This is a genomic window from Microcoleus sp. B5-D4 (assembly GCF_036705145.1).
Lineage (GTDB): Bacteria > Cyanobacteriota > Cyanobacteriia > Cyanobacteriales > Microcoleaceae > Microcoleus.
Genome location: NZ_JAUBTV010000010.1, coordinates 1 through 14,364 on the forward strand (window position 1 = coordinate 1; position 14,364 = coordinate 14,364).

The following is a 14,364-nucleotide window of genomic DNA, read 5'->3' on the forward strand; positions in this document are numbered from 1 at the left end:
GTCCCGCCCGTCCTTTCTGGGCGGGCGGGACGCCCATCCCACAACAGTCATGAAAAGTGGATTTTATTTAATTCTCACCCTTAGTCATTAGTCCGAGGGAAGAAGAAAAATGCTCCCACTCTCCGACTCCTCCACTCGGACACTCTCCGACTTCCCCACCCAGACACCCGGACACTCTCCGACTCCCCACTCTCCGACTCCTCCTCTGGTATCCCCCGCGTGATCGCCGTCACAACCGTGCAAATACTTAGTCACACTCTGCGACTCCGGCTGTCACGAGTGGCCCGTCACAATGTCACACCTATTGAGCAATAGCCGTCACTGCTGATTCTGTGAAAACAGTTGATACTGAGGCTTGAACCAATAAAATCCCGAAGTGTTATGGTACTAATTCGCGACCTCGCCCAGCAAGCTCTGGCTCTGGGCTATCTAACCCTTGAAGCCGAAAATCAACTGCGGCGGATGTTAACTACCACCCAGTATGACTTGGAAGACTTAAATGCTTTTATGGCTTTGCAACTAGCAGCTATGTCCGGAGGAGTGAAACAAGAGTCTCGCGAGCTAAAAAAGTTTGAAATCTTTGGCGAGACGCCTTCCGAAACTTCTTGTTAGTAATTAGTTGGCTTTTGATTCGTTAAAATTTAGTAAGGGACATTTCTACAGTGCAGGTTCGTGAAGTTGTAAAACAAGCTATTGCCGCTGGATATCTGAGTTTGGAAGCGGAAAATGAAATGCAGAAAATTTTTTCCTCAGCCAAGTGTGATTTGGAAGATTTGAATGCTTTTATGAGCTTGCAGTTAGCTGCGATGGCGGGTCGCGTGACGCAAGAGTCTTTGGAATTGATAAAAAGGCAAGATTTCGCGGATAGTAATTAATTTTTTATTCACCTATCTGGCAAGACAACTATTAATTGTTATCCTCCATAAAGGCTGGAAAGCTATAATTATTTGGATCAGTTATCTACTAATTAATTTTAAAAATATTGGTATTTGGGTTCAATGGGTGTTGAGCCAATTCAATAAAATTGAAATAAATATTAAAATGAATATTTAAGTTGATAGTGAGGACTTCACTCGTCAAAGGTCAGGCTTGGATGACTAGACCTGTCAAGGTGTAGTCGAAGTGTTTGCTTCGTAACAGTTGAGCATTATGCTTGAAAAGTTATGTAGTGTTAATTCTCTATCAAATGGAGAAGATTTATCGATCGCCCCACGCAGAGATTTCAAGCGTTTGAGCCACTTTTTAGGCGTTGCATAATTGCGGGGTGATTTGGATTGTTTTTTTGTGGAATGGGCTCTCGTAGCCCGAAGGCGTGTATTTTCACACCAGGCGGAACACCCCACAATATATTAGTGTCAACTTAAGTTTTTAGTCGGGAGCATCTCATATTTGCAAAAACACTTCTTTCTTCTTCCTTCTGACTCTTTTCTCCTGGCTCCTGACTCCTGACTCCTAATTCCAATTTCGAGCTTTGCTGCTTTCATTGAGATGCTCCCTTTTAGTCCGCCAGTCCTCCCGCTCACCCGGAAGTCGGCCAGGGAATGAATTCCCTGTCTCATAGCGAAAGTCCTCTCAAAGAGGACTGAAGAACTCATTAGTCCTCATAGCGAGGACTTTGGCTTTGAGGCTCTTGTTGAAACCCCTGCCGGAATGAGGTTTAACGTGTTTGTTGACACCAATGCCCACAATAATCATCCTCAAATTGTGTAAGGCCCCTTTTTCACCATCTTGACAGGTATGGCTGGGATGATGGCAAACAATTTAAGCTGTTGCGGCATTTAAATTATATGTCAAAAAACAATCAAACTCTTGTGGGGAGTAGGGGTTGGGCTTCTAGCCCGCCCCGAATATATAATTTAAATGCGCGACAGCTTATGATCAATGATTAACTGGAGTTGGCATGAAACAGCTAATATTATTTCCCCTCCATCGACCGCAATAAAATTAGTTAGTAGTGAGGACTTTAACCCTCATAAAGCTCGCTCCTGCTTCCGCCGTTACTACAAAAGTAATAAGGGTTATAATACCAGCTTTTATCTCATCACTGAGACTATTTCCTACGACTCCGACGCTCTAACTCTTTAATAACTCTCAGAACAAACAGCGACATTAAAGCGCCAATTAATGCTAGTTGCCACAACCCGCATCCGGCAGCAGTTCCTAAAGCTGCTGACACCCAAATAGCGGCGGCAGATGTGAGTCCGTGAACTTCAACTTTACCTCTTTCCTGGTGATTTTGCCGCAGGATTTCTCCGCCTCCCAAAAACCCAATCCCGGCAGCAATGCCTTGAATTACCCGCGCTACAGCATCTCCTCCGTTTTCATTTTTCCCCATTGCCAGCGGCATTAAAACAAACAGTGCAGAACCCATACTAACTAGCATATGAGTTCTCAATCCCGCTGGTTTGTTTCTGAGTTGGCGCTCCCATCCAATAATTCCGCCAACAAACATGGCTAGGCACAACCTTAATAGTATGCCTAGCCAATTATCGGGAGACCACAAGTTAGCGATCGACAATGTTTTACTGCAAATAATTAATCGGAAGATTCCAATATTAGCGGAGTACGATGTCCGATCGCAATCTCACTGCCAAATCTTGTTCCGGGCGAATCACGAGTACGTCAACGCTGCGCCGCCCCAACAATACTCCAGCTATAGCGCCGATCCCAGCGCCTCCCAATACTTCTTCAGTGGCGATGGCTTTGTCGCCGGTAATGCCTGCTAGTGCTGCTGCTGCTGCTGCACCCAAGGCTGCACCTTGCGCTAGTGAACCTGTGCCAGCACCTTTTTGGACTCTTTCGGTTCTGGTAATAATTCCTGAATTTCCGTCAATCCGATAGCGTTGGCGGCGGCTGATAACTAACTCTCTGGCAACAAATTGAGTACCCATTTGATTGCCTCTTCTGACAGGTTGCAGTGTCCCGACTATCTGGCTGCCTCTGGGGATTAATACTCTGCCTTGAGGTGTGCGGATGTCTTGCGCTACTGTTAAAGTTAAAGGTGCAGTTTCTTCGCGGGTGACAACTATTTTGTCTTTTTCATAGCTAACTGGAATTACACTGCCCGACGGAATTCGGATGCTATCAAATTGTGAAATTCGTTGTTGGGCTTCTGCGGGAGTAGCTACCACCAGCGGCGCGCTGGTTCCAACTGTAATGCCCAGTGCGAGGATTGCTGCTGTTGCTGAACGCCATTTTTGAGAAGTAATCATATAAATTGTCTCCTTGCTTCGGTTTTGGTTTACTTAGGAACGCACTACTGCTAAATTTGTTTCTTGTTTCGCATTCATCTGATGTTTTGATTATGGCAGGCTGGAATTCTACCAGTTGGGAAGATAAGGTCGATAATCGAAAATTTTAAAATTTGGAAAGAGCGAGAAACTGGGCAAGATTGGGAAGATAAGGAGGATAAAGGAGAGATTTCGGTTCATCGTCCCCCTTAGCATCTAATTAGTTAAGGTGAAATCCCAGCATGATGGCTCGGATCACCAGGTTAATTGTTGAGAGCGTTTAAAGCTAACAATCCAGCACCGAAAGCTGGTTCGTATCGGGGCGAGATTACCTTAGCTTTTGGGGCGATCGCACTTATGGCGGCTTCAAACCGACCTCGGCAATTTGCCTCTCCGCCCCACACACCTCCTACGATCACAATTTCAAATTCTTCTGTTTGGTTAAATAGCGCTGAAATGGCTATTTTTGTTGAATAGGTTAATTCTGCCACAGCATTATTGATAATGCAGTCAGCGACGCGATCGCCCTCTGCTGCTGCTCCCTCGACAATCGGCGCTAAGGCTGCAATTTCTTTGACTCCCCAACCGCGCCCGTAAACGACTTCTACCAATTCTTCTAGGTTATTGAGGCCTAAATGCGTTTGAAATTTTTCCGCAAGCACGGTAAAATCTTCGCGTCCGTCATAGAACTTCAAAGCAGCTTGCAAACCCTCAAGGGCGATGTTATATCCGCTGCCTTCATCGCCTAAAATGTATCCCCAACCGCCGACTCGTTTAGTTTTTCCGTGACGGTTTTGCCCGAAAACAATCGAACCGGTTCCTGAAATAACGGCGATACCCACTGGATGGCCTGTACCGCCAGCAAGTGCGATCGCGCAGTCGCTGGAAATTACTATATTCCTGGGTAGGAATGATCTGGTTACTGGTAAAGTATTCGTCAACTGCAAGTTCTGCACTACAAATTGCACTATTTCACGATCTTTTGGACGCCCGACGCCTGCTAGTCCCAGACCAATTGCTTCTATGTTGAGATTGCCTACAGCCTCGACCTGAGCGGACAGAACTGCTCGTTCGATCGCCAATTGGATGGATTGTTTTGCTGTCTCAATTCCCAGGGTTTGATAATTTGACGGCCCTGCTTCACCCCGTCCTAAAACAAGGTGGTTGTCATCCATTAAAAGGCAGATAGTTTTAGTGCCGCCGCCGTCGATGCCGAATACGTAGCTCATGAATAATTTAGAGAATAATAGAGCAACCCAGATTAACAGAGATATCTCTATTCTACGCTTTGTACAATCCGATTAAATCGACAGAGCAATGCTAATAATAATTAAACCTAATAATGCTAACCAAACCAGATGGCGCTGACACCAATTTTTGATCGATTGCAGCCCGTCGCCGCTGCTGTAAGGAATCGTCTGTGGCACAAGTGGCTCAGCTTGATTGTGATAAAGCGTGCATTCTTTGGCAAAGGGACGTTGCGGGTAGTTGCAAGTGTCATCTGCGTGATAAATACAGGTAGTGCACAGAAATTCTTCGGGTTTTGATCTATAAAGAGGGATACCCGGATGACCGAAAGCTTTGAGGGGGATTTTGCAGTGTGGACAGGCGAGGGCTTGGGCCTCTACAGGTTGGTGACAGCGGGGGCAATCAGGCATAGACAGCAGGGTTATGGGGTAATGTGGTGGGTAGGCTCATTAGCGGGTTTTCCGAACGCCGATTAGCGCGATCGCCTCGCCATCAGGCGGCTGGATACTCCAAAATAGAAAGGTAGTTGTGCGCTGATGTAACTTTAAGTTTACAGATGGTTTCGCAGCGACAGCAGGCGACCTGAGCCGATCGGGTATGAAAGGGCAAACATTAGGAAAAATCTATGGATAACAATAGCAACTTACTCAAACAACTGGTAATGCTGGGCATTGGTACTACTTCCCTGGTGGCAGAGAAATTGCAGGAAGTGAGCGAGCAATGGGTCAAAGATGGCAAAATCAATCCTGAGCAAGCCAAAACCTTTGTCGATGACATGACCGAACACCTGAAGTCTGAACAGGGCAATTGGGATACGCAGTTGCAGCGGCAACTACGGAATATGCTGCAAGATATGGGAGTTCCCCGACAGTCGGAAATGGATGAGTTGCGGGGAAGGCTCGATCGTTTGGAACGTCAGATGCGCGATTTAGAAAACCGTAACTGGCGCTGAGTTCGATCCTCTTCGAGGGCTTCGCTAACGCCCGCGAGAAGTTCGCTGCTATCTTGTGATAAGATTGTCACCCGAAGGCAGAAGGCTAAAAAAGGCACTTATGTAGAAGCCATTTATGTAGAATTACAAACATTTTGACTTCATACTTTTGCCTTTAAAATTATCTGGTACCTGCCGTTTTTTGGTGGAAAAGTTCAGATAACATTTGGTAGTTCTTGTTGTACTAGATGTCTTAGATATCTGAGATATCGTGGTTAAAAGTATTAGGAGGGTTAATTTTGCGAGGAGTTCTAGTCAGCTTGGGAGTAATGCTGGTTTGCTTTGTGTTTTTGATAGTCGCTCAAATGGGCGGTTCTGGGTCCCAAGCAGTTGCAGCCGAATTGAACAATCTTTTACCAGAGACTGCTATTGAGAAATTGTCAGCGCAGTCTTTGAATGAAAATAACTTGCTAGTAGCTGATGCTACTTTACCGGAGGTACCAGCTACTATCGCTGGCAATAACATGACTGATAATACTGAGAAAACTGTCACCACAGATTCAGGTCTGAAATATGTTGAATTGAAAGAGGGTGATGGGGCGACTCCAAAAACCGGCCAGACGGTTGTGGTGCACTACACTGGAACTTTGGAGGATGGCACGAAGTTTGACAGTTCGCGCGATCGCAATTCTCCTTTTCAGTTCAAAATTGGCGTGGGTCAAGTAATTAAGGGTTGGGATGAAGGCGTCGGTACGATGAAAGTTGGAGACCGCCGCAAGTTGATTATTCCCCCTGATCTCGGTTACGGTGCTCGCGGTGCGGGCGGGGTGATTCCTCCTAATGCTACGCTGATTTTTGATGTGGAATTGTTGAAAATCGCTGGCTAGGTAGCTCAATATAATTCAACGTAAAACTTTTACGGTGTTTAGAAACCCGGTTTTTTTAAGAAACCGGGTTTTTGTGTATGTTCTGGTTGATTTACGATCGCTTCGGAGATGCCAGATTGCGAAAGCAGGTATATTGGGCGTCAAATAAGAGTTTGATGATTCCTGTGGGGCCGTTTCTGTGTTTGGTAATGATTACTTCTGCAATTCCGCGATCGGGCGAATCAGGGTTGTAATATTCATCGCGGTAGAGCATAATTACTAAATCTGCGTCTTGCTCGATCGATCCACTTTCTCTCAAATCAGACATCATCGGTCGCTTGTTTGTCCTCGCTTCCACACCCCGACTCAACTGAGATAAGGCAATAATCGGCACGTTGAGTTCGCGGGCTAAACCTTTAAGACTTCTGGTAATTCGAGATAGTTCTTGCACGCGGTTGTCGCTGGTACCTTCCATTAATTGCAGGTAATCTAGCAAGACTAATCCTAGGGTTCCCCCTTGTTCTGCTTGGAGGCGGCGGACTTTCGATCGTATTTCTGTGACGGTAATATTGGGAGTATCGTCAATAAACAGCGGTAGTTCTGATAAATTGCCAATGGCTGTACTAATTGGTTCCCATTCGTTTTGACTGATTCTACCCGATCGCAACCTGTTACTTTCTATTTTGGCTTCACTCGACAGGATGCGCTGCACTAGCTGTTCTTTCGACATTTCTAAGCTGAAAACGGCAACCGGCAATTTTTGCTGTCCGGCTGCGATGTGGTGGGCGATGTTGGTACAAAAAGCGGTTTTGCCCATCGCCGGCCTGGCTGCAACGATGATTAAATCCGATCGCTGAAAGCCTCCTGTCATAGCATCTAAGTCATAAAAACCGCAGGGAATACCGGGAAGTGTCAGGCCTTCATTGCGATTTTCTAGGTCTTGAAATGTTTGGTTTAGTGTTTCGCCGATCGACACTAAATCCTGTTGCGGGCGTTCTTGAGTTATGCTGAAAATTTCTTGTTCGGCGCGGTCTAAGACTGTTTCTAGTGGTGTTGCCGTCTCGTAACCTAGTTGTACTATGTTGTTGCCAGCTTCGATTAATTTGCGGCGCTGATATTTGTCTTCAACTAAAACTGCATATTGGTCGATGTTGACTGCGGAAACTGTGCGATCGACTAATTGTGCTAATTTAGTTAGTCCTCCTACTTGCTCTAACTGGTTGCGGTCGGTTAGCGAAGTTGTTACCGTCATTAAATCGGTAGGTTGACCCTGTAAAAATAGCCCTAATGCCGATCGATAAATGACTTGATGAGCGGTGATGGCAAAAAACTCCGGTCGCAGCAGTTCGGCAATTCGGGAAATAGCTTCGGGGTCAATTAAAATACCGCCCAAAATTGCTTCTTCTGCCTCTATATTTGTCGGCATCAAATCGCTCATTAGTCAATAGTCCTCAGTCATTAGTTGTTAGTCATTAGTCATTAGTTATTAGTCATTAGTTATTAGTCATTAGTTATTAGTCATTAGTTTAGGACTTACGCACCAGCTCTATCTTTAGGCTGCTTATGGGCGCACCTTATTCCTACCTATAGCGGCTTAAACCATTTTTTGCGTAAATCCTATAGTTATTAGTTGCCAGTGATTAGTCGTCAGTTTTAAATCTGCAAGTTAGCAGTCCTCAGTCATTAGTTAGCGTTACTCACTTCTTATATCATCTCCGATCGAGCGATTAAAAGGGCGGGTTTTTGAGATTGTCAATTATTGGCAGATATTTTTCGTGAACCCGCCCCTACCGTATTAGGGGTAATCGACCGGACATAATATTAGTTAGCGGTACTCAGTTCTTAGCTAATGACTAATAACTAATGACTAATGACTAACAACTAATGACTAATGACTAACAACTAATGACTAATGACTGATGACTCATGACTCTTAATTACATCGGAACCACTTGAATATCAACTTCGGCAGTAACTTCTGCGTGTAGTTTGATTTCAGCTTTGTATGTACCAGTTTGGCGAATTTCGGGCAGAGTGATGCCGCGCCGATCGACTTCTTGACTGGTAGAGTTGAAAATCAGTTCTGCTACTTCTTGGTTGGTGACAGTACCAAAAATCGCGTCTGCTTCGCCAACTTGCTTGGAGATGATGAAAGGCCCAGCCGATTCGAGGGCGGTTTTGCGGACTTCAGCTTGCTGCTTGAGTTCTAGCTGGCGCAGTCTTTCTTCTTCACGGCGGCGCTCTGCTTGCTTGAGAATGCCCGGAGTGGCTCTAAATCCCATTCCTTGGGGTACTAGGTAGTTGCGGGCGTAGCCTGGGGCTACTTCTACTACGTCGCCAGCTTTGCCGAGTTTGCTGACATCTTTATTTAAAACTAATTGAACGCGCTTGGCCATGATCGTGGGTTGTGGGGTTTTAACTGCAACTTTTTATAATAGCGAAGTTTGAGGGGCGATCGCAAGGGAGTTCGGCAACGGATTATGTAGCGGATGTAACGGATTTAACGGATGTAACGGATGGATGTTGAGATTCGAGGTTCGAGATTCGAGGTTCGAGGGAAGAAACAGGGATAATATTTTTAACGGGCAAATTCAGTTTGAAATTACGCAAAACGGGGGTGCTGTAATGAGCAAAATCAACTACAGTGCAATGTCTTACAGAGCACTCAGGCTTTATTTTCAAGGCGCTGGGCGATCGATCGCGCTACAGTAGCAACTAACTGGGTCGAATTGATCGGCTTGGCTAAGTGTTTGTCAAATCCGGCTTGCAAAATTTGGCGCTCGTTGGCTTCTCCAGCATAGGCCGTTAAGGCGATCGCCAACAACTGCCGATACTCAGGCGCAAGCTGAGTGCGGATGCGATGGATCAACATATATCCGTCCATCTGGGGCATTCCGATGTCGCTGACGAGCAAATCCGGTGCAGTTTGTTCGATCGACTCTAGCGCCTCAGCAGCAGATGACAGGGAAATCACCTCTGCACCCGCTTCCTCAAGCACGAAAGCGACAAAATCTCGCGAGTCGAGTTCATCATCTACCACCAAAATTCTCAATCCAGCTAGTGGCAAGGATGAGAGATCGGGACTAGCAGCCCCATTAACGGCTTCCTCCTCCTGCCTTCTAGAATCATCATTTAATAGCGGTAATCTCACCGTAAACGTCGCTCCTTGACCAACTCCTGCGCTTTCTGCAAACACCGTTCCGCCGTGAAGTTCGATCAGTTGGCGAACGATCGCCAATCCCAGTCCCAAGCCTCCAAATTTGCGCGTTGTAGCGCCATCTTCTTGTCGGAAATGGTCAAAAACATAAGGCAAGAAATCGGGAACAATACCTTTACCTGTGTCCGTGACTTGAATTTGAGCTTGGTGTTCGATTTGCCCTAATCTAACTTCTACTCTACCGCCTTCGGGCGTGAATTTCACTGCATTTGATAACAAATTCCACACAATTTGTTGCAAGCGACTTGTATCGCCGAGAACTTGCCCGACATCGGGATTTAAGATTGTTTGGATTTGAATTTTTTTAGCTTCGGCGGCTAATTGCACGGTTTCCAAAGCAGACGGGATAATGGTTGCCAGATTCATCGGAGCCACATTCAATCTGAGTTTTCCTTGCAGAATCCGAGACACGTCAAGCAAGTCTTCGATTAATTGAGATTGCAGTCGGGCGTTGCGCTCGATCGTCTCAAAAGCCTTGGCAGTTTGAGTCGGCTTCAGCTTGCCGCCGACGAGCAGTTGCGACCAGCCTAAAATCGGATTCAGGGGCGATCGCAACTCGTGAGAAAGCACCGCCAGAAACTCGTCTTTAATGCGGTTAGCTCGCTCGGCTTCCGTGCGGGCAGTTTGTTCTAATTTAAGAACCATATCACGCTCGGTTTCCACTTGTTTGCGCTCTGTAATGTCGATTACAGAGCCGATATAACCCTCAAATTGTCCGCTTTCGGAAAATCGGGGAGCAGCCGCATCTATCGCCCAAGAATATCCGCCATCCTTGCGCCCGACGCGATATTCCACGCTGTACCGTTCCTGGCGTTCGTTGGCGGTCAAAAATGCGTTCTTGACCTGTTCTCGGTCTTCTGGATGCAAGGCGTTTATCCAACCCAATCCTAAACCTGTTTCCTCAGTTTGACCTGTGAATTCATACCAGGTTTCGCTCAAGAAAGTGCAATAGCCTGTGGAGTCTGTTACCCATACCATAAAAGGAGCGTTGTTAGCCATAGTGCGGAATCGTTCTTCGCTTTCTTGCAGCGCTGATAAAGCTTGTTTGCGTTCTGTGATATCCCGACAGACAATCACTCCGCCTTTGATTTGGTTGCTAGTATCAACTACCGGATAACCGCTGATACTGATCCAGCGACCTTCAGCATCTTCGCGGCGGACAAATACCTCTACATCATTGACATATTCACCTTTGATTGCTCTGGCTAGAGGTAGTTCAGCGGCGGGGAAAAGGGTTTTTTGGTCTGCCAAAAATAGTCCGTAAGTGCTCGACCATTCCTCACAAGATTTTTCATTCGATAGCTGACCGAATATTCCTACGGCGGCTCGGTTAAACAACACAAACTCGCCTTGTTGGTTGGCCAAAATCAAACCATCACCAATGCTGTCAATAATTACTTGCAGTAACTTAGTTTGTTCTTGCAGGGCGACTTCTGCTCGTTTGCGATTTGTGATGTCGCTGGAGATGCCAATCAGGCCGATGACTTCTCCCGCCTGATTGCGGTAGGGAGCTTTCATTACCAGAAATGTCCGAATGCCATCGTGAGATTCTTCGAGGACTTCTGTTTGGCCGGATTCCATAATGCGCCGATCGTTTTCCGTGACTGTGACTGCAAGTTCTACTACTGGGTATAAATCGATATCGCGACCCCCAATTACTTCAGAAGCAGATTTGCCCATTATTTCCAGCGTGGCTGGATTTGCATAAATAATCTGTCCTTCTCGATTTTTGACAAAAATTGGTGTGGGTGCTGACTCGTTAATTACGTTCAAAATCGCATTTTTTTGCCGCAGTTCTTCTTCAGTGCGTTTGCGATCGCTAATATCGCTCCAATAAACCGTAAGTCCTTCTGCCGCAGGATAGGCGCTCACTTCTATATACATCTGGAGCGACGGCGAAAACTCTTCAAATTTGACAGAAACTTGCTCGTTAACGACTCGATGAAATTCTTGATATGCCCTCGAATTGGATTCTTTCTCGGCGGGGAATACCTCCCAGATCGATCGACCTAACAAGTCGGCTCTTGATCGAGAAAGCAGTTTTTCTGCTGTGGCATTAACGTAGGTATAGCGCCATTGTGAATCGATCGCCATAAAGGCATCGGTAATACTTTCTATAATATTGCTGACTTGTTGGTTGGCCGCTTGCACCGCGAGTTCAGCGTTTTTGCGCTCGGTGATGATTTCGCAAAAAATCATGATGCCGCCAATCTCATTAGTGTTGGTTCGCCAAGGGTGAATTTCCCAGCGCACCCAGTCGATCGAGCCATCAGGGCGGGGAAACCGATCTTCAGGGCAGATTTCGACTTCTCCCGCCAGACAGCGCTGGTGGATTTGTTTCAAACGATCGGGCAAATTGGGAAAGATGTCGTAGTGCGATCGGCCCACAATGTTTTGAGTGCCGAGCCCGTAACTTGCCAGCCAGCGGTCGCTCACCAGCATATACCGCATCTGGCGGTCAAACATCGCCACCCCCGCAGGCGAATGTTTTACGAACAGTCGCAGTTGCTCTTCCTGTTGCCGCAGGAGATTCTCCGATTGTTTGCGATCGCTGATTTCTTTGAAAAGTATGGCGACTTTTCGGCTCTGCGGCTCAGGAGTGCGGAACGCCAAAACCTCGAACCAGCGGTTCATGACTTCCGAGCCGTGCTCGAAGCGCAAGGACTCCCCCGTCAGCGCGACTTTGCCGTAGATCTCAAACCAATAATCTTCGAGATCCGGAAGCATCTGGCGCGCCGTTTTACCCACAGCTTGTTCGAGTCCGGTTTGTTTCAAGAAGGCCGGATTGACTTCTAAAAAGCGGTAATCGATCGGCTTTTCGTTTTTGTCAAACAGCATTTCGATGACGCAAAAGCCTTCGTCTAGGCACTCAAACAAAGTGCGATAGCGTTCCTCAGAGCGGTGCAAAGCAGCAAGAGCTTGTTTGCGCTCGGTAATATCCATAAACGCCGCCACACAGCCACGAACTGCGCCTTGTTCGTCAAATAACGGCACCGCATTCACCAACCAATCAAAGGCCACCCCGTCCTCGCGCACCATTTGAATTTCCATATCTCGCACTTGGACGCCGGAAGCCACAGCCAGTTGCATGGGGAGTTGTTCTCCCGGAATTTCTAGTCCGTTGCGGAATCGTCTAAAGGGAAGGACTGCGGCTTGCTCTCCGGTTCCAGAAACATTGGTATCGGGCGACACTTTCAACATCGACTGGGCAAACCTATTAGCGCGAATTACTTGACACTGTGGGTCGTCGGCGATCGTAATGCCAACGGGTACAGCATCAAGTATCGATTCGAGTTCATTAATTTGTCGCTCTAGTTCCTGGTTGAGCCGTTGAATTTCTTTTTTGGTAGCTTTGCGTTCGGTAATTTCATGCACCGTCACATTCACTCCCAGCACGCGATCGTCCTCGGCCCTCAGTGGATAGACACTCAACAGCCAATCCTGTTCGACTCCCGGCTGTGCTGAGTTCGTCCTGCGAAGTTCGAGCTGTTGAAGTGGAACTTTAGTTTGAATAACTTGTCGGTAAAGTGGCTCTAAATCATCTGCCATTTCTGGCAAGATTTCGCGCAATGTTTTGCCGATGTGGGCGGCGGCTGGAACTCGGTTAATTTCTGCTAGCCAATCGTTGAGGCGGACAAACCGCAACTCAGTATCGAGGAAGCAAAGTCCGATCGGCGCACTAGCATAAATCGCCTCGATTTCTGCTAGTTGTTGGTGTGCCGTTTGCGCTTGTTGAATAAAAACAGCCCGATCCGCTTTCTGCTGAGTCACATCTTGAAAATAAACGGCAAGCCCCGATGGGATCGGATAGGCTCGTACCGCATACCAAGCATTGAGCGGCGGATAAAAAGATTCAAAACTAACTGTAACTTGGAAGGTGGCGGCGTGGCGATATTCCTGCTCAAACAAACTGCCCACTGATTCGGGAAACTCTTCCCAAATGCTGTTGCCAATCAAATCTTTCGAGGATCGATTCAGCCACCGCGCCGCTTGCGAATTGAGGTAGGTAAATCGCCAGTCTCGATCCAAAGCAAAGAACCCGTCCGAAATACTTTCGAGGGTGTCTGACAGTTGGGGCGCGGGCGCGTTACAGACTGGTTCGGGCTTTTGTTGAGCGATAGGAGTGAAGGTTGTTACTACGGCATAGGGAGTCGATCGATCTCCCTGAAATAAAGGTTGAGAATTGAGCGTCAACCAAATCAATTCTCCCTGTGGGCGATCAAAGCCCATGATGACATTTAAACATGGTTGCCCGGTTTGCAGCGCCACCATCGCCGGATGCGTCTCGCCGGGAAAATCCGAGCCATCTTCACGCAGAGTCTGCCACCGACTGTTGATTGAAGTGCATAAGAGCATCTGTTCTGCTGTCATCCCCAACAGCTCCTGGGCGTGAGAATTGCAGCCCTGAATGCTACCATCTGCCAATTGCAGAATCATCCCTACATCTGTGGGCAAAGGCGGGGCTGGGTAGAACGCTTTGTTAGAATCCGTTGAAACAGAGGGGTCGATTTTTGCTTGGGGTTCAGTATTGCGTGGGTTTTGCATCGGTTTCTAACAACGCTCATTTTACTTTGGGCAAAGCAAAGCGCGATTAATAATAGGGAAATAACCAGAGGAACTTTTGACTTGAGCAGGATGACACTTCAAACCTAAGATAGATGTCGATCGTTCTGCGGTAATATCGCTCTCTAGACAATTTATTTTATCGTAGAGTCCCACGTCTGAACCATTTGCGGGATTCAGCACAGGCGACGGGGAATTTTTTGGCTGTTTCAAATGCCAGGTTAGTCCGTCTCATTATTTTTCGCATTGCTGCATATTACCAATGCCTGTTGCTCGTTTTCGGGCGCGAACAGATGGCACTTGCACACA

The 14,364-nt window shown here is 47.0% G+C and carries 11 protein-coding genes; 4 read left to right on the forward strand and 7 right to left on the reverse strand.

Annotated elements, in window-relative coordinates; translation table 11 throughout:
• Positions 1-381: 381 nt before the first annotated feature.
• Both QUB10_RS06900 and QUB10_RS06905 read left to right on the forward strand, forming a co-directional pair.
• Complete coding sequence (locus QUB10_RS06900) at positions 382-612, forward strand: hypothetical protein (protein WP_333200728.1); 231 nt, start codon at positions 382-384, stop codon at positions 610-612.
• A 50-nt stretch (positions 613-662) separates the two neighbouring features.
• Complete coding sequence (locus QUB10_RS06905) at positions 663-875, forward strand: hypothetical protein (protein WP_333109614.1); 213 nt, start codon at positions 663-665, stop codon at positions 873-875.
• A gap of 1,175 nt (positions 876-2,050) precedes the next feature.
• Here the strand turns inward: QUB10_RS06905 and QUB10_RS06910 are convergent.
• From QUB10_RS06910 to QUB10_RS06925, 4 genes are all read right to left on the reverse strand, one after another.
• The gene (locus QUB10_RS06910) at positions 2,051-2,452 is read right to left on the reverse strand and encodes an MgtC/SapB family protein (protein ID WP_333164719.1); all 402 of its coding nucleotides are present in this window, start codon (positions 2,450-2,452) and stop codon (positions 2,051-2,053) included.
• 103 nt (positions 2,453-2,555) lie between these two features.
• Positions 2,556-3,212, reverse strand: coding sequence for a hypothetical protein (locus tag QUB10_RS06915; protein ID WP_333200729.1), 657 nt, complete (start codon positions 3,210-3,212; stop codon positions 2,556-2,558).
• Positions 3,213-3,493: 281 nt separating this feature from the next.
• Complete coding sequence (locus tag QUB10_RS06920) at positions 3,494-4,459, reverse strand: BadF/BadG/BcrA/BcrD ATPase family protein (RefSeq protein WP_333200731.1); 966 nt, start codon at positions 4,457-4,459, stop codon at positions 3,494-3,496.
• A gap of 72 nt (positions 4,460-4,531) precedes the next feature.
• Positions 4,532-4,888, reverse strand: a complete 357-nt coding sequence (locus tag QUB10_RS06925; protein ID WP_333200733.1) for a zinc ribbon domain-containing protein — start codon at positions 4,886-4,888, stop codon at positions 4,532-4,534.
• A 215-nt stretch (positions 4,889-5,103) separates the two neighbouring features.
• On the opposite strand from QUB10_RS06925, the gene QUB10_RS06930 reads away from it, so the two are divergent.
• Positions 5,104-5,430, forward strand: a complete 327-nt coding sequence (locus tag QUB10_RS06930; protein ID WP_242723321.1) for a phasin family protein — start codon at positions 5,104-5,106, stop codon at positions 5,428-5,430.
• Positions 5,431-5,708: 278 nt separating this feature from the next.
• Positions 5,709-6,296: an FKBP-type peptidyl-prolyl cis-trans isomerase gene (locus tag QUB10_RS06935; protein WP_333200735.1), complete on the forward strand. Its 588-nt coding sequence runs from the start codon at positions 5,709-5,711 to the stop codon at positions 6,294-6,296.
• Between the two features lie 91 nt (positions 6,297-6,387).
• Here QUB10_RS06935 and dnaB read toward each other — a convergent pair whose 3' ends face one another.
• From dnaB to QUB10_RS06950, 3 genes are all read right to left on the reverse strand, one after another.
• On the reverse strand, positions 6,388-7,713 hold the full coding sequence (gene dnaB / locus QUB10_RS06940; protein ID WP_333200736.1) for a replicative DNA helicase: 1,326 nt from the start codon (positions 7,711-7,713) through the stop codon (positions 6,388-6,390).
• Between the two features lie 499 nt (positions 7,714-8,212).
• Positions 8,213-8,671 (reverse strand): 50S ribosomal protein L9, encoded by a 459-nt coding sequence (rplI, locus tag QUB10_RS06945; RefSeq protein WP_333175112.1) that lies wholly within the window; start codon positions 8,669-8,671, stop codon positions 8,213-8,215.
• Positions 8,672-8,940: 269 nt separating this feature from the next.
• On the reverse strand, positions 8,941-14,037 hold the full coding sequence (locus QUB10_RS06950; RefSeq protein WP_333200738.1) for a PAS domain-containing protein: 5,097 nt from the start codon (positions 14,035-14,037) through the stop codon (positions 8,941-8,943).
• Between the last annotated feature and the right edge of the window lie 327 nt (positions 14,038-14,364).

What these genes read in the sequence shown, in the direction of transcription:
- QUB10_RS06900 (WP_333200728.1), top strand. Translation starts at nt 382, where the DNA reads ATGGTACTAATTCGCGACCTCGCCCAGCAAGCTCTGGCTCTGGGCTAT.
- QUB10_RS06910 (WP_333164719.1), bottom strand. Translation starts at nt 2,452, where the DNA reads ATGTTTGTTGGCGGAATTATTGGATGGGAGCGCCAACTCAGAAACAAA.
- QUB10_RS06915 (WP_333200729.1), bottom strand. Translation starts at nt 3,212, where the DNA reads ATGATTACTTCTCAAAAATGGCGTTCAGCAACAGCAGCAATCCTCGCA.
- QUB10_RS06920 (WP_333200731.1), bottom strand. Translation starts at nt 4,459, where the DNA reads ATGAGCTACGTATTCGGCATCGACGGCGGCGGCACTAAAACTATCTGC.
- QUB10_RS06925 (WP_333200733.1), bottom strand. Translation starts at nt 4,888, where the DNA reads ATGCCTGATTGCCCCCGCTGTCACCAACCTGTAGAGGCCCAAGCCCTC.
- QUB10_RS06930 (WP_242723321.1), top strand. Translation starts at nt 5,104, where the DNA reads ATGGATAACAATAGCAACTTACTCAAACAACTGGTAATGCTGGGCATT.
- dnaB (WP_333200736.1), bottom strand. Translation starts at nt 7,713, where the DNA reads ATGAGCGATTTGATGCCGACAAATATAGAGGCAGAAGAAGCAATTTTG.
- rplI (WP_333175112.1), bottom strand. Translation starts at nt 8,671, where the DNA reads ATGGCCAAGCGCGTTCAATTAGTTTTAAATAAAGATGTCAGCAAACTC.
- QUB10_RS06950 (WP_333200738.1), bottom strand. Translation starts at nt 14,037, where the DNA reads ATGCAAAACCCACGCAATACTGAACCCCAAGCAAAAATCGACCCCTCT.